This window comes from Nostoc sp., assembly GCF_036917455.1.
Lineage (GTDB): Bacteria > Cyanobacteriota > Cyanobacteriia > Cyanobacteriales > Nostocaceae > Nostoc.
Genome location: NZ_JBALDK010000150.1, coordinates 22,584 through 45,636 on the forward strand (window position 1 = coordinate 22,584; position 23,053 = coordinate 45,636).

A 23,053-nucleotide genomic window follows, 5' to 3' on the forward strand; every position below is an offset into this window, starting at 1 on the left:
TTTATTCAAAGAATAATTTATAACACTTTCAGAGTAACTGTTGGGTGTAAGCAACGAAAAAACTAGAAGTCTCTTCAGTGAAAATCTTTATAAGCGCTCAAATCAAGCTTGGTTTGATAAATAACAGACTTATATTAATTCCCAAAGCTGAGAATATGTAAATAAGTCTTGAAATTGCCATAGCCAATATAAGTTAACTGCGGAGGGAAACCATCCCGTAGTGCTGGACTCACCCGCGCTGGCTCCCCAACGCACTGTTCACCGCTCAGACTGCTGTCCAATCCCCCAATAGTTGTGTTTGTGGGAGCTAGCATCTCGCGTGCCCTTTAAACGGCTACAAAATTTAAGTTTACGGGCTTTTGTATTTAGCAACGAAATGTCTGTGTTGTTATATACAAAAGCCCTTCGGGGGGTGAAAAAAGGCATTAGCTTGAGATTTTAGCAAAAGTCACCCATTTATTGTGACAAACTTGTGATTTTACGACTTGAACTATTTCTAGTTAGTTCAAGTGATAATACCAGATTGGTTATCCCTAAGTTTATGATTTTGTCAAGAAAAATTTTTAACTCCAAATTTTTCAATTAGCCACTCAAGAGAGCTTCGACAAATTCATAGCTTGAGAAGGGGCGCAGGTCTTCAATTCCTTCGCCAGCACCAATAAAGCGAATGGGTAAACCTAGCTGTTGTACAACGGCAAGGGCAACGCCGCCTTTAGCAGTGCCATCTAGCTTGGTTAAGACAACGCCACTCAGTTGGGCAGCTTGGGAGAAAACTTCGGCTTGCCGTAGTCCATTTTGACCTAAAGTTGCATCTAAAACCAATAAGGATTCTACTTTGGCATTTGGGGCTTTTTTGTCGATAATGCGCCGAATTTTACCGAGTTCATCCATTAAATTTTTCTTGTTTTGCAGTCGTCCAGCTGTATCTACCAGAAGTAATTCTGTTTGCCGCGATTGGGCAGCTGCGATCGCATCAAACACAACCGCTGCCGGATCTGTATTTTTCCCAGGATTGGCAATTACTTCTACACCACTTCTACTACCCCAAACCTTCACCTGTTCGACGGCTGCGGCGCGGAAGGTGTCTGCTGCGCCAATCAAGCATTTATAGCCAGATTTTTGTCCCATGTGAGCAATTTTGCCGATGGTAGTGGTTTTACCGGCACCATTCACCCCAGTAATTAACCAAATGTTTAAGGTTTCTTTTTCTGGGGTAAAGCTAGTTTTGTGGGATGCAATGCTTGGTGCATCCAGCATATCCCGGAGAATTTTTTTCAGATAAGCGATCGCTTCTTCCGGTGCAGTAACTTCTTCTCGAAGTTTTGTTTGTAGGGCATTGATAATAAAATCTGTCGCCTCTACACCGACATCAGCTTGCAGGAGTAATGCCTCAATTTCCGTTACAGCAGCTTGGTTAAGGGGCCCTTGACCAACGATCGCTTTCAGTTGGTTGAGAATACTCCGGCGAGTTTTGTCTAACCCTTGCCGGAGCTTTTTCAGCCAGGTAATTTCTTCAATAGAAACGTCTTCTGGATTTCTACCTTGAGCTGCTAAGACTTTTGCCGACCAGACAAATCCATCATCAAATACCAGTCCGGGAATTTCCTCTGTTATTTCTGAGGTTGCAGCGATTGGCTGTACTATCTCCGATTCTGGAACTTCAATGGCGGTGGCTATTAGTTGATCCAGTTTTGCTTGCCGTTCTGCTGCCGCCCGTTCTAAAAAGGATAAATTAGCTGGTGCTGTTGGCTGTGTTGCTTCTGGTACAAGGGTTTGTTCAACTTCATTTGCCGTTATTTCTGGGCTTTCAACATCTGTTTCTTCAGCAATTGTATTTACAGAGGAATCTTCTCTACTTTCTTCTTCAGTAGCTACTTCGATTACTTCTAGCTGTGATGTTTCTAGGATTGTACTGACAGATTCCTCAGTTGCTTCTGATTCAGTGATTTCCGCAATTACCGTTTCTACAGTTTCAGGTTCTGCTGAGGTATTTGCTGTATCAGGTGGGGTTTCGACTACCTCAGCCTGTTGTTTTTGCTGAATATTTTTGTAAGCAGCTTTAGCAAAAGCCAACAAATCTGGTGCAGTTTCAGCAGTTGAGGTTTCAGCTGGCTCTGGTTGGGTTTCTTGTGCAGGAATTTCTTCCTGTTTTTTATCAGAAGGAGTATCAGAGGAATCGTTATGTTGACGACGGAACCAATTAAAAACCATTGCAGCAGTATTAGTTATATGAGTTATAAGTTATAAGTTATGAGTTTAATTTAACTTTGCACTTTTTCTTGGGGTGAAAGCTTCCCGGTTATCCTCACCTTTGATCGCCACTTTAACTTTAAACAGAATCAGCTTCCTTTGGTTCAGCGCACCGTCTCCTCTTCTCCCAAAGAAAAAGGCTAGAGCTAGGAGAGAAGTTCCGCGACAAGAAAGCCGCAGAAGCGACTACAGACTTTTCTCCATGGCAATATAGGAATTACGAATTACGTTAGTGCAGCGGTAGCGAGTCTGCGTTCGCTTTTAGCGTCTCGTAGAGAGCGTCATTACGAATTACGAATTCAGGTATGGTACTATGCTGTTTTTTTCTGCTCAGTGACTCGGCGCAAAACACCGTTAATAAATCGATGACCGTCGTCTCCACTGTAGCGTTTGGCTAGCTCCACAGCTTCGTTAATGGCGATACTATCTGGAACTCCTAAGAACTTCATTTCTGCCACAGCGATTTGCAGGATATCGCGGTCAATTTGGGCGAGGCGAGTTACTTGCCAATCTACTAAAGCAGTAGAAATAAGTTCATCTATAATATGTCGATTTTCGTTGACGGTAATCACAAGCTCTTTAGCATAATTACGGACTCCCTTATCTTGATTAGCCAGTTGAATCAATTCGGGGAAATCAACTGCTGTACCCAATTGATTGATTGCTGTCTGGGTACAGGCGATCGCTTCTTGAAGCATTGCTCTAGCAGAATTGAGATCGGAGGCCCGAGTTTGGCTACTCAAGATGCGATCGTTACTGCGTTGCAGTTCACCTGCGGCATTATCGAGGGTATCTTGCACTTCTGAGGTCAGGGTGCGTACTGCTCCTAGCACCAATTTGGATACTAGTTGATCGTCTGGTAATGCATCTAATTTCTTTGGGTTGACTGGCAATTGGCTAAGGCTTAAAAGTGCCAATTCACGAGCAATTTGCTGGGGTTTACGAGGTTGCATAAAAGTGAGGGGTGATTGTGCGAGAAATGATTAACTAGGCCGGGCAAACTTACAAGTCTATCAATTTTGGCACAGTCAAACAATAACATTACGCATTTGCTTGTGACTTTGCCAGATTGAATTTAAGTTTCTTCAACGGAAATAACCTGCCGCTTGATTTCGTCGTGTTTCACCTCCAGATTAGACTCTTTGGGTAAAACCAAAGGCGTATTGGGGGCGACAATGCCACCTGATACAACTATTTTAAAAGCGTCTTCAATGGATATGGAGAGGTTCACTACCTCATCTTCAGGAACGACTGCGTACCATCCGGTAGTTGGATTTGGGGTGGTGGGGATAAAAACACTGAGGACGGGGCGGGACATCTGGGCTTGGATATCACTGCTGATTGCACCAGTGACAAAGGCGATCGCCCAAATTCCTCGGCGGGGATACTCTACCAAAATTACCCGACGAAATTTGCCATTAGAATCTTTTAGTATTGTTTCTAAAAGCTGTTTAAGAGTTTTGTATACCTGTCCGGCTAAAGGAATTGCCTGTAATAATCGCTCGCCAAAATCTAACAACCACCGTCCAGCAATATTGCGAGCCATCAATCCCATCAATAAAATACATAGTAGTGGCACAGCTAATCCTACTAATAAATTCAGTAAATTTACTAGAATTGGATTTAACCCATCAAAGGGATTCAGTTGTTTGGGAATTTGGGTGAGGAAGTTGATTACCCAACTAGCAATGGTAATTGTCAGCCAGATAGTAGTTGCTAGGGGAATTACTACCAACAAACCAGCAATCAGGTCGTTTTTTAAGTCCTGTTTTAGGCGATCGACTACCAAGCCCCGATTCTCCTGTTTTAAGCTAGAGGAACTTTTGTTATTGGTATCCATACCAGCAAATTTGTCAAATAGCAAAGACCTTACTTGCAGCAGAAGTTGCTTCAAGTAACTATCCAAAATACTAGCAGCCTGACTGCTACGGCAAAAACACGTACTTTTTGCTGGAAATCAGCTATTTTCCTACAAGCATACACATAGATATCAACCAATCCGATGGCAGCTGGTTATTCTCAGAGGATGTTACTTTTCCTTATAAGACTTGTAAATGATTGTTGCAAGTCATGAGGTATTACTAATCTATCGCGCTCAATCAAAAGCTGCTCATGATTGTGAAAGTACCACCAGGTCAACTGAGGGGGTTATTTTATTCGGTCAGTCACTTACTTTTGATTGGGAGTGACTTTTATGAAAATGGTCTGTTAAAAATCTTAATTTATTATGGTGGTTTTTTTAAATGTAAAGCACCTTAGGGTAGTACAACTAGATGTGCTACCCCATTTCGGAAAAAGTCCGATTTTGCGATCGCCTACCCACCCGATCCCTGCTTGTGAATTTTACTGACAAAACTTCCAATTTAAGTTGTTTATACTACGTTAACTACGTATTTTCAGAATCCGCACTCTGTAATTGTTGTGTACTTTCTTGTGCAAGAATTACTGTTGTGCCTAAATTAGGTTGTGGTAAATACTTCATTTCCCAGACTTTGAGCAAAATCAGGTATTCGTAGAATGCCTGCAATGTACACCAAGCAAGTCCAGCGTGTCCATCTAAACAGCCGCCTAAAATAAAATACATATATAAAAAGCGTAGCAACGGTCTAGCAGGTAAACGCAAAGATAAATCTTTTAGAGCGCGGCGTTTTTCGACTTCCGATTTGCCAAAGAATAAATCTTGCCAGTTGACGTTTCCCTGTTCTAGCTGATACAGGGTTTCTTGAGCTTCATCTGTAGAATAACGGTTATGTTTGTCAATCCAACGGCTCAAACCTTTGCTACAAGTGTAGTGGGGGTATGTTTCCTTTAAAAAGCTAGTTGCACCCTCACAAACTTCCCGTTCAGTATGACCGTAGTCTGTAAACCACACTTTACCGTGGCGGAAGAGGCGCATTTGGTAACGGGGATACTGTGTGCTGTACCGAATCCAACGATTCATGAACATGACACGTTCAGCCACGTAGTAACCAATATAGTCTGGATGCTGACTTGCCTTTTCGCATTCCGCGAATAGTTCTGGTGTCATCCGCTCATCAGCTTCGAGAATGTAAACCCATTCGTGCTTCGGGGGGATAGACTCTAACATCCAGGTGCGCTGGCGGCCGTGGCTTTCAAAAGCGTGTTGGACGACGCGGATGGGATAGCGGTCGGCGATTTCCACAGTGCGATCGCTACTGCATGAATCCACAACAATGATGTCATCCGATAGCATAGCCGATTCAATACAAGCAGCAATATCTAATTCTTCGTTATATGTCAGTATGTAAATTGAAAACATTACCCAAGTTTTATAGCGATTTTACTCAGTGATAATTGCATTTTTATTTTTATTAGCTACTAGGAGCATGGCAGTATAAGCCGTCAATAATTTTTGAATCCGTCCTACTGCCATGCTAATAGTGAATTAGCGGGCGGTAGCTCTGGGTTTACCACCTTGTACAGCACCCCTACCTCTTAAGCCTGTCCAGCCGATGATAATGTAACCAATAGATAACAGCAAACTGCTAATCCCAATCCGTAGCCCAGACTTCCAAGCAGTATCTTTAGCTTGTTGCAGTGCTTCGTCTCTGCGCTGGCGAACCTGGCTCAGTTGTTGAGTTCGCAGCGTCTGAATATCTGTTTGTTGTTCAATAGCTTTGTCAAGCGCTTGGGGATCTGTTTTAGCCTTCTTCAGTAACTCTTTGATATTTGCGGGAATTTGAGAGCTTTCCAGTGCTTGCTTATATTTTTGATCGTCCTTAAGGATTTCACTAAACTGAGTTTTGGTTTGGTTTCGCAGTTGCTCTAGTTGAGCTTTTCCTTGATCGGTATTCAGTTGTGCTTGCAATTGCGATAACCGAGTATTGAGTTGGGTTTCTGCCTGATCTGCTTCTTGGGTAATGCGGTTAAGTGTTTGAGTCTTAGCTTGATTGACGTTATTGAGGTGCAGGGGAAAAATCAGCAAGAACATCAACCCTAAAATACTTGAGAGGATTGCGGCGGTAAATCTTAAATCGATCCCTTGGGGGCGATCGCTTCCTGCATCAGCGCTTTCTATCCAGTAAGCAGCATATAGCAGCCCCAGTCCTACCAGAGGAACAATTCCCCGATCGACTAGCGCTGTTGCCAAGTTGATTTGCCATACCCGATCTGTAGGTTGAAAGGGTAACAATAGAATCAAAAAGTCCACAAAAAAGGACAACAGGCAGATTATTCCTACTACCTTAACTGTGAGGGCAGTACTCACGGAAGTAAAACGGTTAACCATAGTTTTTCAAACTGGCGGTGAATATGAGTGATTTGCATATTTCAAGTTACTTGAATATTGTGCCCATGACCGTGACTTTTGTGTAGAAACACAAAGCAGATTCAATACTGGTAAAGGCTATCTGCCTCTTGGTTTTCAACTAGGCCACAGTAACATTTGTGATGTACAGTGTCTTCAGGAAATTCCTGGTGTTTTAAGATACTAACCTAATGTAGAGATGTGGAATACGACTCATTGAATATGTAACATCTTGCAGCAATCGCTTGGAAGTCTCAGCTATACAGACAAAACCTACCTACGCGGGTTTCAAAATCTTAATTTTCCATTAGTCCACGCAAGTCTCTTAGTTTGTAAGAGCGGGGAGTGTCAATATCTCCCTCATCTTTACATTTCTTCCATAAAGACTTGTTCCCAAATCGGCAGATCCTCCGGTCGGTCAATATCAGCTAAAGGTGACAAGCTAGTATGTGATAATTTAAGTCTCTGGGCAATTTCCACGGTTTTCTGGAATACTTGAGCAGTTCCCCACTCGATGTTAGCGAATAACTCCGGGATGGGTTGGCACAAACCAATTAGGTAATATCCACCGTCGATCGCAGGGCCCAGTACAAGATCAAAGTTGTGTAACTTCTCAAAGGCTGTTGTTATAATCTGGGCATTCACTCCAGGACAATCTGTACCGATGATAATCACTTTTTCTGCACCCGATTGAAAAGCATCGAAAAGCGATCGCGCCATCCGCGAACCTAGATCCCCTTCACCTTGAGACTGATAAACCAAATCCAACCCCAGCCAGTCTTGCATAAGTTGCGAATTGCCACCCGCAAACCGTACTTCCACAGATATGACAATTTTCTTTTGTAATTCTTGAACTTGAAATATTGTATGTTCAGTCATTTCCCGTTGAAGATTGGCAGCACCAAGATTTCCCAAAGCAGGTATCAATCGAGTTTTTGTCTTACCTGGTTCTGGATAGCGAGTAAAAATAATCAGGTGCTGTTTCGGTTTTACTGGTAAGTTCAGCACAAAATACCTTGTTTGATTCAACTAAAAATATCTTAATAGCAATAATCGCCCTCGTTGTTGGTTGTAGCGTGTTCTTTTGCTATTCGCATTGCTCCTAAAATAGTCGAAATATAGACGCAGCGTTTAGCCTTACCAGCATACTTGCTAGAAATGGTTATACTTCGAGGTAGCGAAATAATATTACCTCTGTAATCAAATTTAATTTGCCTAACGCCATTTGAAATTTGTAAGGTCGTTTCCGCATCTAAACGCACATTTGAATCTAAGTTATTCCAGTTAGCGCCAGATGGATTTACTGTAGCAGGATGAACTGCCCATTGAACTATGCTGTTTTGCTCACGAAAGCTAGCTTGCCAAGTCAATTTTTCCTTGGTGGCTTGGCTTTGGGCTTGGCGCATAGCAAGGTAAACTTGGTTTTGGGCAGTGTTGAGGCGGCGAGTCTCCACAAAAGCTAGCCAGTTGGGTATTCCTAGCGTAGCTAATATACCAATTAATAAAACAACCACTAAAATTTCTGGTAGAGTAAAACCACTATTTGAGTGCTTATTAAAAACATTTTTTGCATTAACTATAAACGGTAAATGCACCCTTATATTCATTTTTTTCTAGTCTTGTTTCAGTAATCTAACTGTTGATCAATATTTGAGTTTCTTGACTTTTTACTTCGCGTTGCTTAGTAAAGCTGTAAAGTAAGGTGGGCACTATCAGAATTATGATGATTTTCAATAACAGCTTGGAGGTAAAATTTATATTTTTAAGTCTTGAAGGATCGTTAATAAAATAATTCCATAAAAATCTGGCGGATGCTAAACCTCTTTGTCGATTAAATGGCTTCTGTAAAGCTTTGCAGGTCAGGTATTTGTATAAATTAGCTAGGCTTATATTCCAACTATTCTTAAGTGTAGAAGGTTTTTGTTTATAGGCTTTCTTAAGCACTTGCAAGCAGGATTTTTCCTGTCTGATAAAATTTGAAGAAACTGAATTACTACTTATACGATATAAGATTTGTACAGATGGTACACAGATAAAATCAAACTTAGAAGCTAATCGTAGCCACATATCCCAATCCTGAGCTGCACTTAAAGATTCGTCAAAGCCACCTAATGTAATTAAAGACTTTCTACAAATCAAGGGATTGGAACCATTCTCTAGAAAATTATTTAGTAACAAATTTTCATAAGCATTTCCATTAACATTGACGCGTTTGCCTGAAAGGATAAATTCACCATTTTTATCAATATAATCAGTCCAACTGTAAGCTATTTTTGCTGTAAGGTTTTCTTGCAGAGCCTTTAATTGAGACTGAAGTTTGTCGCGTGTCCACAGATCATCTGCATCCAAGAAACTAACAAATTCTCCAACGGCACGGTGTAGACCTCTGTTACGGCTAACGTTTCCGCCAGCGTTGGGATAGGAAAAGACTTGTATTCGTGAGTCTGAGATTTGTGTGATAACTTCTAAAGTTGAATCTTGGGAACCATCATTAATTACAATTAGTTCTAGGTTAGTAAAAGTTTGATGTAGAACAGATTGAATTGTGTAGCTAATAGTTTTTTCACTATTATAAGTAGGTATGATTACAGATACTTTGGGTAATTTTGGAGTAAAATCAATCATTAGTAACAGGCTACTTTAATTTTTTAGTCCTCTGCCTAAATTACATTTTAAGTAGTAAATAGGACTCATCATACTAGCCAAGTAAAACTCAATCTCAAAAAGAGCAATTAGATTAGTTTTAAATTGCCCCCTATATTGAATAAGGTGTTGTAATACTCGACGTAAATTCCCTAAAATAGTTTTCACAAAAACTATTGGTTTTTGCCAATTTTTCGTATTTATCAAACGCAGATGAAAAATACACAATCCACAGCCACGTGCCAGAGTTAGTAGATAATCTCTTTCCAGTCGCCAATGTGGTATTTGATGATAAGTATGCATGGTAGGGTTATACCAAATTTGCCAGCCTGCATAATGTATATAAAGCAATGGTTCATAGTCATCTCCCTGCACCAAAATACCAGGTAACTTTCCGCTTAAAGTCGGGCGTTGTGGTACATTCTCACACCATACTTGTTTCCTGACAATAAGCGCCGCTCCGGGAGGAAGTCTTAAATTCTCCGCATCAAATAAATGTGGATTTGAGCCATGTTCTCTGATAGCTAAAAAAGCTTGAATTCGTTCAAAATTTTCTGGTGGCTTTACTTCAAAATCTCCATGAATCTGTCCACCCCAAGCACCTGCTTGAGGATGCTCTAATCCAAAAGTATATGCTTGAGCTAACCAATCAGGAGCAGGTAAGTTATCATCATCTAAAAACGCCATTAGCTCACCTCTTGCTTCACGGACTGCCCGCAGTCGTGCAAAAGCAGCTCCTTGTTCGGTTTCTAAAAAATATCTTAAATGACAGTTGCCATTATATATTTTTTGGTAATTCTGGATTATTTCAGATGTGTTATCCGAACTATTATTATCCACAATAATAATTTCCCAGTGAAGTTTTTCTACTCCTATCTGGGTTAATAGCTTATCTAAAACTTTAGGTAAACGGGTTGCTCCGTTATATGCAGGGATAGCTACGCTAATATCTAAACTTTCAACCTCTAATTTGCTCATTATACCTATTTTTTGATAATTTATTTTTTAAAGTATCCGTTTTTCCAAAGATAAAAAGGGCTAATCAAACTACTTAGGAAAAGCTCCATTTCACAAGCAAGTACCAAATCATGTTTTAGCTTAGTTCGATATCTGAGTAAATGCAAAGCAATTTTACGCAGGTCATTTATCATGTAAGATAAAAGAGCAATTGGTCTATATATCTGTTTTATACTAACCATTCTAGTTACATAACGGCTAAGTCCAATACCTCTAAAGAAGGGAATTAAATAATCTTTTTGTAACCGAGAAATTGGAATTTTATGAGAAATTTCCATTTCTGGGTTATACCAAATTTCCCATCCTGATTTTTGGATATAAGACAGCATTTCTAAGTCTTCACTAGAAAGCATATTGCCTTTAACTCTCCCAGTTAAAATAGATTTTTCTGGGACACTTTCTAACCATGCTTGTTTACGGACAATAAGACCGGCAGAAGGAGGTAGTAATTTTTTTGACGCTTCATATAATAGTGGTAAATTACCTCGCTCTGTAATTGCCAAAAATGGAGCGATTCGCTGAAAGTTTTCTGGTGGTTCTACTTCCCAGTCAGGGTGAATTTGGCTAGCATAAGCTCCCGCTTTGGGATACTTTTCGCCAAAAGTATAAGCTGCGGATACCCAAGTTGATATTGGGTAATTGTCATCATCTAGAAAACCTATGAATCTACCTTTAGCTTCTGCGACTGCTTTCTTTCGAGCATAAGCTGCGCCTTGTTTTGCTTCAAAGCAATATTTTAAAGGGTAAGGACATTGCCAATTTTTTTGATAGGCTTGAACAAGTTTAGCTGTATTATCAGTGCTGTTATTGTCTACAACTATAATTTCCCAAGATAAATTTTCTGTGTGAAGTTGCTTTTGTAGTCGCTCTAGTAATTCCGGCAGACGACTTTCACCGTTGTAAGTTGGGATAGCTACAGTAAAGTCAAGGCAATTGTTCATTGCTCTAAAATTATATTTCTAAGTGTGATGTGATGCTCTTTATAGTATGCTCAAGTAATCAAAATACGACAAAATATTACAAATTCTTCCTAGTGGTTAATAATCAGTCAAATATGTAAAATCGGGTAGACTGCAACTTATCTATCAATTTTGCTATCAATTTTGCTGTTTTATATACCGTATTTTTAGGTATCTTTTTTATTTTAATGCTACAAGTGAATATTTAATTGCAGTCACCATCTTTTTTCTTAAAAGTTGCACCCAAGAGAGTATCAACAATGAGGCATCGTTTTAAGCTATTAGAGGATGATACAGAACTTCCAGCGGAAGCCAGCACAATTTTTAACCCTGGTGCATCTGTTAAACCTGTAGCGATTGTGCCAAAGTTGGCATTTGGTAGAGTACCGAGATAGTCAAAGGTAATAGTGTGTGGTTGAGTAGTAGAAGCGTATGGTGTAGACTTAGTATCGGATATTGCTGAATTAGTTGTAATTTTGTTTGGAGTAGCAATGTTAGTACTCAACACCACTGAGCCTGCTGGAATTTGTAAATCTCCGCCCAAACTTTGCCAGCTATTGTCACTTAAGGAAATACCAGAGGAACTGCTGGGATAAACTGCAACTTTTAGTACATTAGTGCTATCAGTTGTAAAACTGACACTATAGCTAAGTTTGGTCTTTTTAGCTGTTTGCTGTGCTTGCTGTATGGAGGCTAAAACAGCATCTTGAGCTTTATTCAAGCGTTGTCGGTTCACAAAGGAAAACCAGCTGGGAACTGCGATCGCAGATAAAATTCCAATTATTAGCACCACTACAAGCAATTCTATTAAAGTAAAACCAGCATCATGTTGAGGATCAAATCGCTGCTTGGTGTCTTGATTACACATCCTAGTATGGAATAACTTGAAAGTTAAGTTGCCCATCATAACCTCACCATTAATTGTGCCGTCTATTGTCAAGTTCATCTAGTAAATAAATATCCACGTCCTTGCACGCGGACGCTTGCTGTTGGAAAGTAGGTTTGGTTACTTGAAGAGTAATCGAAATTGGTATTTTGCAACCTAGCCAGGGCATTACCTCGTAAAAACACCTGTGCTGTTGTGTTGGCAACATCAACGCAAGCATAAAAGCCCATAAAACTACCCTTGCTAAGTATTCCAGTGGGGCACTGAGGATATGATGGATCTGTTGTACTTGTTGGAATAGAGGTTTGATCAATAAAATCGACTAGTACTACAACAGGTGTTTTTGTTGCATCATAAACTGAACTGGCTGTTTTCCATGAATTCATTTGCTGATTTATACCTACGGCACCTGGTAGATTCAGGTTAAAACGCTGAAAACCTGGATCGGGGCAGTGGTTGGTGTCAATATATGAATCATTAGGATAGTCAGTAGTATTACAATTAGGACTACCACTAGTAGCAAGAATTCCATCACTAATTTCAAATCTGGCAATACGAGCCGCTTTTGACCAAGTGGTATTAGTACTGCTGGTACTATCTTTGATTAAATAGTAGGCAACTAATGAGTAAACAAAAGTATCATCTTTACTTGTTGTAGTGCTAGAAGGTGTAATAACACTTGAGATAAACTTGCGTTTCCAAAACACTAAAACGGGTTTACAAGTAACAGTAGTACTAGAAGAATCACAAAAACCAGCTTTTTTAACAGGGGGTATTTGGTCTTGAATTCCTGAGCTTGTTGCGGTAGTGTTTGAATTTCTAGTCAGTGCAGTTCCATCATATATATAGACAGCTTGTTGTAAATCACGGCCAATGTAATCAATTGCTGACTGGATTTCTTGTTCAGAATTTGCCTTTGCTTGCTCCTTCTGATCTGTACTGAGAATATTAATCATAAATCCTAGCAGTGGTGTAAGCACTAGGAATGCCAGCAATAAGGCTATCAAAAGTTCTATCAGGGTAAAACCATTAGCTTGCTGAACAAACTTAGAGTGTTTCAGCTGAATGCTGAGAAGAAATCTGAGCAAATTCTTCATAACCACAGTCTACCCCTTAGTCATATAAATGCATCTAGCGAATGATCGTGTGAAATTATGCTATGTGTTGACGATGTTAACCATTGCAGTTGTTGAATTATCATCTTATTAAAAAGTTATATCTTTCAACCTCACTACATAGAAGTTAATTACAAGTGGTGTTACTAGTAGTGCTGCCAGTAATAGCAAGACGTTGGCATAGAGCATTGAAGCTAGTGCTTCTAGAGGCGATCTCAGTTGTCATTTCTACTAGTGGGGATTGACGATCGCCTAAAGTACCCGTGAAAGTTCTTTGTGTTTTTTTGTCACTACCGTTGCTAGCCTTAGCATTAGTAAAGTCAATATCTGACCGATAAACTCGAATTCCCAAACGGTAGCCATCTTTTGGTAGACCAGTTGTTGTATCTGTTGGGGTGCTTCCTGCTACTACGATTTTTACAGCTTGAATGTAAAATAAGTTGGTCATACCTGTTGGGGGAGTAGTACAGTCTGGGTTAGCAATAGCTAGGTTGTTATTTCCATCTTTTCTCACACAATATAACGATGTTGATGATGTAGGAGCTGGCATACTTGTGGAGCCTGTGTTGAGTAAGTTGTCACTTAAATACCTGGGTGTTGCAACGGCTGATTGAGTCAGTGTAATAGTGGTAGCAGGGGTTGTCACTGCTCCAGATTTAACACCATCAATGAAACTTCTGGCAGCTTGGGTGGCTTGTTCTACACGTTTTGATTGGACGCGGGTTGCTGTTGCAATCACGATAGTAGGTGCGATCGCTGCCAGTAAAATAGCAACTATGAGTATTGCTACCAGCGACTCAATAATCGTGAAACCAGCCTCATCAGATAGGTAACTTACTTGCTGTTGTTTGCGCTTAATCATAGTTGCTAACGAGTTTCTGACATTTTTATGATGGGCAAGTAGAACTAGGACGTTGATCCAGATCGACGGCATTAGTATTATCTGAGGCTTTTTTGGCACACAACAACATTTGCACCCATACGTCATCTCGACCAACTTCTCGGAAGTATTCGTTGGGTTTGTCATCTGGCGTTATCGCTAATTTTTGCGAAAATGCGTCTGGTGATTGCGATAGCAAGGCGACATCATAACCCCACTGCCGTTTAGGAGCCAGATAAAAAGGTATCTGACCATTACCATTGGCAATTGGATATACTGCACTAGATGAGCTAGTCAAGAATGCTACAAATGGTGCAGTAGCATAGGCACTACGAGTTCTTTGGATAAAGGAGCCACTGATCCTAGCTGCAATAGCATTGCTAACGTCTCCAGTTGGGTTCCAATTTTCTAAGAAGCGGACAAAGTTGTGTAAACCACCATTATCTTCTGTAGTGCGAGCTGGCGTGTCTCCCCCTGCTGCGGCTACGTTGAAAGTAGTAGCTGATGCTTGTTGCATCCAATTACTACCTTGCGTATTGCCAGGGCCTATTCTACTGGTTGATGTTGGTGATACAGTTTCATCAGTGCCGAAAGCCACTTGAATTTGTAAAACTGGCGATAAAGTTGGTTGATCGGTTGTGCCTGAGCCTACAGTAACTCTTGGCGGCTGATTATCGTCATTAGTACCAGATGTTAGGAACCATAGGGCATTATCTATGGAATCTGGTCTATTGCTAGAACCAAAACTACTCAATGGAACTTGAGTTATTGCATTAGTCCTGATACCTATAATGGTTGCTTTATTACTAGAATCAAGTGCTAGCTCTCCATTTGAATAAGTTGTCGCAGACGATCCTCTTGTTACAGGACGTGCAGATGTACCACGAAGAAAAGCAACACGTCGAGGATAGCCAAGATATTTAGAATCAGTCGGTAATTTTGCTGTTGTGCCTGCCTTATGGGTAGCAAGAGAAAAAGTTCCAGTAGCATCAGAGGCTTTTAGATTACCATCACCTGGTAGTGCTATCCACCAATCAGTACCTGGATCGCAGGCTGAAACAGGTAGTTTCGGACATACTTCCATTAAATACTCTGGAGCATTTTTCCTTCGTTGGATGGGTGTAATAAAGTTATTGAGGTAAGAACTATTTTTACTAGCAAGGGGTAAACCATTATTAGAACCAGTGCTAGTGTCATACCAAGCAGCATTGATGACATTGCTGTTGTTGGTAGTAATTACTGCATTACTGCTGTTCAGAAAAACAAATCCATTGATCTTAGAGTTGGTTATTGAAGTGTTATCCCCCAGGTTATTATTCAGGTCATAGTCTCCATCACTGCGGTAGCCAAACTGAAAGTTATTAGAAAGAAGTGTGACTGCATCTGACAACACGCTGGCAGGTCGCCATGCGTCCCCAGTGGTACAGTTTGGTAATCTAGGGTCATTCTTACGACAAGCAAAGTTAGGATTACGGGTTGATGCAGTGCGAGAGTAAAAATTGCTCCAATCACTAGCTAGAGCTGTTGTAAACTCTTCTTGGGTATGTATATTAAAGTCGCCTCTAATATAGACGGGCAAATTAGAAGCTAGAATTAAACCTTTTTCTCCATCTCTGTAATTACTTGTACGCCAGATTGGGTTGCCATTGATTAACATGATGGCGTTAGGACGGCGAGTTGGATCGAGTTTGAAGTCTACAGGGCTACTTGATTTTTGAGTATCTTTTTTGTTCTGTATTTGTGTAGCTGTATCTGTTGCCGTAATACCAGAAGCAGTACTCAAATCTAAAAGTGCATCATCACGAGTAGCGTAAATAATACCGCTATTGGGAATTAAATATTCCTGTGGTGTTGCTGTGCCATAAGCTGTTACGCGCAACTTACTAATATCTAATACAGTGGTGCGAATTTCTAGAGGTTGGCGGGTTTCTTTGGCAAGTTCATAGTCTGTAGATGGGTTTGGTAAAGTTCCAGTGCCATCTCCATTTACACCATCGCCGTTAGTGAATGTTTCTAAACCAGGATTTGATGCTGATATATCTTTATGAATTGCTTTAATCTGCCTTGCATCTAAAAAGGCAGTTTCATAAATTGCGCCGTGAGGAATAACAGTGTTACTAGGACTGAGAGTACCATCTAATATCTGGATAGCACAAATGGCACTATCGATGGCAGACTGTTCTGAAAGTGTCCGAGAGGAAGCTACTTTTCCCAAAGAATTCTTTAGAACTTCATTCACCATCCGCCCATTCAGATACTTTAAATTAATTTGGTAATTTAGCAAATACTGATAGTCTGATACAGTCTTGGTTGGAGCTGGATAAACGATGCCATTGTTGGATAAACCATTTGCAGCTTTGTCATAGATAAAACCTGTCGCTGAAGGAAGACTATTGAGGTTATGAGCGGTAGTAGTATTAGTTGGGTCGTAGTAACTACTTATACAAGCGATTGGTGTAGGGCTTGTCTGGGTGTAGCCACTAGCTTGGTAGTGATAAACTGCTGTAGCCCGCATCCGTAAATATGGTTGACTTGAGACTTGAATTGTTGAATAGTCAAAGCCGCCTGCTATGTCTCTAGCATCAACGCTTGTGCCAACAGTAGCTGTTTCCGAAGGTACTGGCATCATATCTGACCAGATTTGGGTTGCAGCTGCGCTAAAGTTTGCTTGGGAACTACTAACAGTCAAATTACTAGGCAAATAAATCCCTGCACCAGTCACTACCCTTAAACCACCTACAGAATCTTGGGGAGTACTTGGTATGGTAGCAGCAGATGCTTCCCAGTCTCCATCTCGGTCAACAGTCCCTAAATCAGCTAATTGCTGTACACGACTACGGCGAGTGCGATTTGCAGTTGAAGGGTCGTCCCAGTTAATACCTGTGATACTTTGGCTATCTGTACTATCTGAACCAATAAATGTTGTCCCGTTCCACCACAATGCAGGTAGGTTATTACCTAGCAAAATGCGATCGCCAAGATACTGCTCTTTACCTACTTGTTGCTGTTTAGTTGGCTCTGTAGCACTAGGTAATAGCTTAGAACTATCAGAAGTATTAGCTTTGAGTGTTAAATTGGCATAATTAGTTCTAGTTTTACCATCAGTGGGATCAAAAGGATAAACCCAAGTGTCTGGTGGACGCAGTGAATCACCACTTCCTTGTAGCACTGTAGTATCGATATAAGTCCCTACTGCATTTCCACCGAAGGCAATTTCAGCATAAGGTACACGGCGTGTACGTTTTTTAAAATAAAGTCTTAGCTGGTTATTACGGATACTAGCTTGTAGGTCTGTGGATGCGGTAGACGTTGTTAGATTTAATACTTTTAATTGCTGTGTAATGCCATCTATGACTTCTTGTGGATCGGTAGATGAAGCGTTAAGAGTCTGCCCTCTCACCAAAAGATTAATGCGCTGTACATAAGCTAAACTATTGTACGCAAGCCTATTCGCTGTTCCAGTGACTGATTTGTTATCTTTAACGTTAACGCCAGAAGAAGTCTCAGGATCAGCTCCTAAACCTCGGAATAAATGCACCACAGTAGTATTGTTTGCATCATCAGTGTCACTGGTGAAAAGACCTGCGCCTAAATTTCCACCAACAACAATTTTGGCGTTTTCATCATCGTAAAAACAGGAATTTTTACTACTGACCTGATAAAGTGTAACCGTATTACCATTACTACCAGTGAGGAAGTTACTATTAGTTAATATCCGTCCATTTAGGTTAAATGTAGGGCCTGGGGTAAGTTCTACATCATCGTCATAAACCACCGCATTGTTAACTAGCGGTAGTTGAACGCGGTCTTGTTGATACTCTAAACCTGAAAAACCTTTATTACCGGTGAAAGTTTCGTAGTTTGTATCAGCAGGTTGGCTAGTGATGGGAACGTTAGCAGTGTAAACAAAAAAGCTTTTCTTCAGCTTACCAGCAATATTAAACCAGCCCGTACTCCCCACCAACGTAGCACTGGTTCCTAAAGTATCTTGACAACCGTTGCTAATACTACCAGAGGTCATGGGTGGAGTTCTTGCCTCTAGAGGATTTCTAGCACGACTATATGAGCCACTGGTTATAGGCGGATTTCGGAAATAAATTCCATAAAGAGTATAGGTGTCAAATTTCCCATTGTTATTTGTATCAATGGGGAACATCCATGCAGTTGGCAGTGCAGTTTCACTGCCATAATTTACATTTAGTTGAGTTTCGTCGCCAAAGCTATATTCATTCAAATAAGTTCTTAAAGTAGTCTCTAAAGCTGTATCTGAGGGTGTGGCTCGTGGTAGTCGGCGGTCATCAAATAGCTTATCTAGTTTTGCTCTAGCTCTGTCAAGGGCTGGTGATGCGGCATTTAGCACAGCCTCATTCACCCTGACATTACTAGCATTTTTGGAGCGTTCAAAAGATCGAAACAAAATTGCAGTTGTTAACAAGACAACTACTAAAATTACCATTGCCACTGTCGGCAATAAAAAACCAGCATTCTCCGCTCTGCGCCTTCTTTGATTGCCAAAAAAAGTTCTTAGGAGCCAAATAAGTTGTTTGTTAATCGTAGATAAGAACTGCTTGCTAATTTGTATTAATATTTTTTGAATTGCCTTGACTAGCTGAATTTCTCGATACATAGCTGCTTCCCTGTCAAGTTATTTGTAGCGGGCTTACTTTTTGTTATACGTTTTTAACTATGCCTATAAAGTGTTTTTATAGGCATAAGCTAAGGTCGTATTTATTTAATTAGTGCATCTTTTTAAACTAATTTTCAAATAAAGTAGCTATAATAAAATGCAATTTATTCAAGTTATATCATTTATGAATTGTTCATCTTATCCGGTAAATACTGATTTTTTCAAAATTATTTAATTCAAATCCGATAAACAGTAAGAACATAACTTCATAGTGAATTTGCGGAAATGTATTTTATATGAAGACAATTTATGAAGATGTTGTTAACGGAGTAAGCTTATAATACCCAAACATTAAATGAAAGATAGCAGTTGGGTGCAAAATAATTAGAGATAGGGGTTCTCACTTCGGTGCAATACTGTCGAAGCCTCACCCCGTATTTGCTGACACAAATACTCATCTCTCGTTAATCTATGGTGTACACACAAGTCTTTGGTGACGCAATTTAAGATTTATCGCGTAGCCCCTAAAATAACTTATATCATGTCCGGCAAATTACTTATGATATGTCATTGCGAGTACAACGAAGTGTTCGCATTTGACTTTTGTTTGACCGGACATGATATTACCCTGATTTTACTATGCAAAACCAATCCCTCTCCTTAATCAGGAGAGGGGATATGGGTTAGGCACTAAAGTATTTGGCTAGTGGGTGGTAAGTAATAATTGCAGTGGTAGATTGTTCTGGATAAAGTTGTTCGCTTTCATCCATATACAATTTAATCTTGTCAGTCTGCAATAACTCCAGTTGCTTGTATTGGTCTTGGATATTTGGGCAAGCGGGATAACCAAAACTATACCGTGAGCCACGATAGCGTTGTGCTAATATATCCCGAATATTGTCGGGTTCTTCAGCAGTAAAACCTAACTCACGGCGAATTCTGGCGTGTGTCCATTCAGCCACAGCTTCCGCCACCTGCACCGCCATACCGTGGAAATACAGATAATCAGTGTATTGATTAGCAGCAAACAGCTTTTGAGCGAACTCTGTGGCAATCTCTCCTACAGTGACCGCTTGCATCGGGAAGACATCAATAATTCCCGATTCTTTTGGTGCAAAGAAATCTGCTATGCACAGCCGCCTTAATGACTTTTGTCTGGGAAACTCGAAAGTTGCAATCTGCTGTGATTGACTTTCTGAGTCATATATATGTAGAGAATTACCCTCGGCTTGGCAAGGGAAATAACCATAAATCACCTGGGGATGTAACAGATTCTCCTCAATAATCCGTTGTTTCCAAGTTTCTAAAACTGGGTAAACTTTCTCAGCTAAAAAAGCCTGATATTCTTCCTTAGATTGTTCTTTTGGTTTGCGGAATTGCCACTGTCCAGCAATTAAAGCTTGCAAATCCAAGTGCCAGAATATTTCCTCGATGGGAATATCGCTAGGCTGCAATAACTTCATTCCCCAGAAAGGCGGCGTTGGACGTTCAATATCTATCGCTACTGCTTCGGAACGCCGTCTATCTACTTCTTTTGGTTCAGCAGATATTTTTTCAGCAGTTGTAGCTTTTGGTTCTTTGTGACCATTTGTCGAAACTTCAGCAGTTTCCACTTCGTTCAAAAATCCCTGCAAATCTTGCCAATTATTGGTTGCCTTTGCTGGCATTAATTTATCCATGAAGTGCAAGTCAGAAAAGGCATCTTTGCCATAAACAACTTTACCTTTGTAGGCATTTTGGCAATCTTCATAGACAAACTTGGGAGTCAACGCCGCACCACCTAAAATTACGGGGACACTAATTCCCTTTTCATTGAATACCTCCAAGTTCTCTTTCATGAAGGCGGTGGATTTTACTAGCAAGCCACTCATGGCTATACAATCAGGCTTGTGCTGTTCGTAAGCGTTGATGATATTTTCTACTGGTTGTTTAATTCCCAGGTTAATCACCTTGTAGCCGTTGTTGGACAAGATGATATCCACCAAGTTTTTACCAATGTCGTGGACATCGCCTTTAACTGTGGCAATGATAAAGGTTCCTTTGGCATTGTTACCTGATTCGGATTTTTCCATGAAGGGTTCTAGAAACGCCACCGCTGCTTTCATGGTTTCCGCAGATTGCAAGACGAAAGGTAGCTGCATTTGTCCAGAACCGAACAATTCCCCGACAACTTTCATGCCATCTAGCAAGAAGGTGTTGATAATTTCTAAGGGGGGATGTTCTTCTAAGGCTTTTTTCAGATGTTCTTCTAAGCCAATGCGTTCGCCATCGATGATATGGCGTTTGAGGCGTTCTGGGATGGGGAGACTTTCATCTAAAGAGCGATCGCGCTTAGTTGTTACCCCGGCAAATACTGTGGTAAGCTCTCCCAAAGGATCGTAAACGCAGACATTACCCTCAAATTTCCGCTCATCATAAATCAACTGGCGACAAATTTCTTGATGGCGTTCCTCAATCTTCGAGAGCGGTAAAATTTTGTTAGCGCTGACAATGGCTGCATCCATTCCCGCCGTCGTCGCCTCGTGCAAAAACACTGAGTTCAGCACCATCCGCGAGGCTGGAGTTAAACCAAAGGAAATATTGGAAACACCCAAAATTACATGACACCCAGGTAATCCTTCACGAATGCGCCGGATGGATTCAATGGTGGCTTTACCGTTTTCTCGGTCTTCTTCAATCCCGGTGGAAATGGGTAATGCTAGGGTATCAAAGAATATTTCTGTGGGTGGTATGCCGTATTCTACAGCTTGACGGTATGCACGTTGGGCGATCGCAAACTTTTTATCTGCTGTCCGCGCCATCCCATCTTCATCAATAGTACCAATGACTATCCCAGCACCGTATTTTTTCGCTAACTCCAGCACCTTCAAAAAGCGCGGTTCCCCGTCTTCGTAGTTGGTGGAGTTCAGCAAACACTTACCACCGGCAACCTTTAAACCTGCCTCCATCTTTTCCCATTCGGTGGAGTCAAGCATTAAGGGCAATGTCACATTATTAACAATGCGCGAAACTAATTCGTGCATATCTCGCACGCCGTCGCGTCCCACATAATCGACGTTGACATCGAGGATGTGTGCGCCTTCTTTGACTTGCGCCCTCGCCATTGAAACGAGTCCATCCCAATCTTCGGCATTTAGCAAATCGCGGCACTTTTTGGAACCACTGGCGTTAAGACGTTCGCCAACTATCAAGAAGGAATTATCTTGGTCGTAGGGCTGAGTGGTGTAAATTGATGCTGCTGCTGGTTCTAAACTTGGATGTCTAACTTTTGGCTTCAAACCTTTAGCAAGTTCTGCCAATTGTTGAATGTGTTCTGGACGCGTCCCACAGCAACCCCCAATCACTTGGACACCCAAATCTTCAACAAAATGCATCAGCGACATCCGTAATTCTAACGGTGTCAGGCGGTAGTGCGCTTGACCGCCAACGTTTTCGGGTAAACCCGCGTTGGGAATACAGGAAACGATGAAAGGTGAATGTTCTGCCAGATACTTGATATGTGGTTTCATCAAGTCTGGGCCTGTGGCACAGTTTAGACCGAGAATATCTATTGGGTAATGTTCCAGAATTGTCAGCACAGCACTGATTTCGGAACCAACCAACATTGTGCCCATGCTTTCCATTGTCACAGACACCATCAACGGTCGGCGATCGCCTTTTTTGGCAAACACTTCTTCAATTCCATTCAGCGCCGCCTTAATTTGCAGCACATCTTGGCAAGTTTCCACTAAAAATAAATCGACACCACCATCCCACAGCGCCTCTGCTTGTTCGGCAAAAGTAGCTTTCATGGTGTCAAAGTCAATATGTCCCAAGGTGGGGAGTTTGGTTGTGGGGCCGATGGAACCTGCCACAAACCGGGGTTTTTCTGGCGTGGAAAATTCCGCAGCTATACGCTTGGCTAATTCTGCGGCTGTCTTGCTGAGGTAGTAGGCTTGGTCTGCTAAGTCATATTCTGCCAGCACTAGGGAGGTACTACCAAAGGTATCGGTTTCAATGACATCAGCACCAGCAGCGAGAAAGTCGCGGTGAACCTTAGCGACAGCTTCGGGTTTTGTATGGACTAAGTATTCGTTACAGCCTTCATACTGTGGGCCGCCGAAGTCTTCAGCAGTCAGGTTTTGGGTTTGTAAGTTTGTTCCCATCGCCCCGTCGAAGACGAGAACAGGGCTATCTGGACTACGCAGGCGTTCAAGGAAAGAATGAGTCATATTTTCCTAGAAGAAATGAGGATATCAAGTGAGTCTTGTGATACTCGACTTACTTTATTATTTTCCACAATTGTGATATTTGTGGCAGCCTTTCATAAAGTCTGTTTTGTTGAAACTCATCATTGGCTCATTTTGACCTAATTTATCAAGGTTGGCGACGACAAAATCAAGATTTCAGCGTGCTACCTCAAACTGGCT

At 41.1% G+C, this 23,053-nt stretch carries 16 protein-coding genes; all 16 read right to left on the bottom strand.

Annotated elements, in window-relative coordinates:
* Nucleotides 1–134: 134 nt before the first annotated feature.
* Nucleotides 135–314, bottom strand: a complete 180-nt coding sequence (locus V7K42_RS16120) for a hypothetical protein (RefSeq protein ID WP_334917737.1) — start codon at nucleotides 312–314, stop codon at nucleotides 135–137.
* Between the two features lie 268 nt (nucleotides 315–582).
* Nucleotides 583–2,211: a signal recognition particle-docking protein FtsY gene (gene ftsY, locus V7K42_RS16125; RefSeq protein WP_334917739.1), complete on the bottom strand. Its 1,629-nt coding sequence runs from the start codon at nucleotides 2,209–2,211 to the stop codon at nucleotides 583–585.
* 350 nt (nucleotides 2,212–2,561) lie between these two features.
* Nucleotides 2,562–3,203: a transcription antitermination factor NusB gene (gene nusB / locus V7K42_RS16130; protein WP_334917740.1), complete on the bottom strand. Its 642-nt coding sequence runs from the start codon at nucleotides 3,201–3,203 to the stop codon at nucleotides 2,562–2,564.
* Between the two features lie 122 nt (nucleotides 3,204–3,325).
* Nucleotides 3,326–4,090, bottom strand: a complete 765-nt coding sequence (locus V7K42_RS16135) for a DUF502 domain-containing protein (RefSeq protein WP_334917742.1) — start codon at nucleotides 4,088–4,090, stop codon at nucleotides 3,326–3,328.
* A gap of 546 nt (nucleotides 4,091–4,636) precedes the next feature.
* Complete coding sequence (locus V7K42_RS16140; protein ID WP_334917744.1) at nucleotides 4,637–5,530, bottom strand: glycosyltransferase family 2 protein; 894 nt, start codon at nucleotides 5,528–5,530, stop codon at nucleotides 4,637–4,639.
* Nucleotides 5,531–5,656: 126 nt separating this feature from the next.
* Nucleotides 5,657–6,499, bottom strand: a complete 843-nt coding sequence (hpsJ-B, locus tag V7K42_RS16145) for a hormogonium polysaccharide biosynthesis protein HpsJ (RefSeq protein ID WP_334917746.1) — start codon at nucleotides 6,497–6,499, stop codon at nucleotides 5,657–5,659.
* Nucleotides 6,500–6,883: 384 nt separating this feature from the next.
* Nucleotides 6,884–7,525: a TIGR04282 family arsenosugar biosynthesis glycosyltransferase gene (locus V7K42_RS16150; RefSeq protein WP_334917748.1), complete on the bottom strand. Its 642-nt coding sequence runs from the start codon at nucleotides 7,523–7,525 to the stop codon at nucleotides 6,884–6,886.
* A gap of 32 nt (nucleotides 7,526–7,557) precedes the next feature.
* Nucleotides 7,558–8,124, bottom strand: a complete 567-nt coding sequence (locus V7K42_RS16155; RefSeq protein ID WP_334917750.1) for a type II secretion system protein — start codon at nucleotides 8,122–8,124, stop codon at nucleotides 7,558–7,560.
* A 25-nt stretch (nucleotides 8,125–8,149) separates the two neighbouring features.
* Complete coding sequence (locus V7K42_RS16160) at nucleotides 8,150–9,142, bottom strand: glycosyltransferase (protein WP_334917752.1); 993 nt, start codon at nucleotides 9,140–9,142, stop codon at nucleotides 8,150–8,152.
* A gap of 15 nt (nucleotides 9,143–9,157) precedes the next feature.
* Entirely contained in the window at nucleotides 9,158–10,138 is a 981-nt protein-coding gene (gene hpsE / locus V7K42_RS16165; RefSeq protein WP_334917754.1) for a hormogonium polysaccharide biosynthesis glycosyltransferase HpsE, read from the bottom strand.
* 20 nt (nucleotides 10,139–10,158) lie between these two features.
* Complete coding sequence (gene hpsE, locus V7K42_RS16170) at nucleotides 10,159–11,118, bottom strand: hormogonium polysaccharide biosynthesis glycosyltransferase HpsE (RefSeq protein ID WP_334917756.1); 960 nt, start codon at nucleotides 11,116–11,118, stop codon at nucleotides 10,159–10,161.
* Nucleotides 11,119–11,341: 223 nt separating this feature from the next.
* Nucleotides 11,342–12,082: a pilus assembly FimT family protein gene (locus tag V7K42_RS16175; RefSeq protein WP_334917758.1), complete on the bottom strand. Its 741-nt coding sequence runs from the start codon at nucleotides 12,080–12,082 to the stop codon at nucleotides 11,342–11,344.
* Nucleotides 12,079–13,119, bottom strand: a complete 1,041-nt coding sequence (gene hpsC / locus V7K42_RS16180; RefSeq protein ID WP_334917759.1) for a hormogonium polysaccharide secretion pseudopilin HpsC — start codon at nucleotides 13,117–13,119, stop codon at nucleotides 12,079–12,081. Before hpsC ends, V7K42_RS16175 begins: the two co-directional genes overlap by 4 nt.
* A 145-nt stretch (nucleotides 13,120–13,264) precedes the next feature.
* Nucleotides 13,265–13,999, bottom strand: coding sequence for a hormogonium polysaccharide secretion pseudopilin HpsB (hpsB, locus tag V7K42_RS16185; RefSeq protein WP_334917760.1), 735 nt, complete (start codon nucleotides 13,997–13,999; stop codon nucleotides 13,265–13,267).
* A gap of 25 nt (nucleotides 14,000–14,024) precedes the next feature.
* The gene (gene hpsA / locus V7K42_RS16190) at nucleotides 14,025–18,644 is read right to left on the bottom strand and encodes a hormogonium polysaccharide biosynthesis protein HpsA (RefSeq protein ID WP_334917762.1); all 4,620 of its coding nucleotides are present in this window, start codon (nucleotides 18,642–18,644) and stop codon (nucleotides 14,025–14,027) included.
* A gap of 683 nt (nucleotides 18,645–19,327) precedes the next feature.
* On the bottom strand, nucleotides 19,328–22,855 hold the full coding sequence (gene metH / locus V7K42_RS16195; RefSeq protein ID WP_334917764.1) for a methionine synthase: 3,528 nt from the start codon (nucleotides 22,853–22,855) through the stop codon (nucleotides 19,328–19,330).
* Nucleotides 22,856–23,053: the final 198 nt, after the last annotated feature.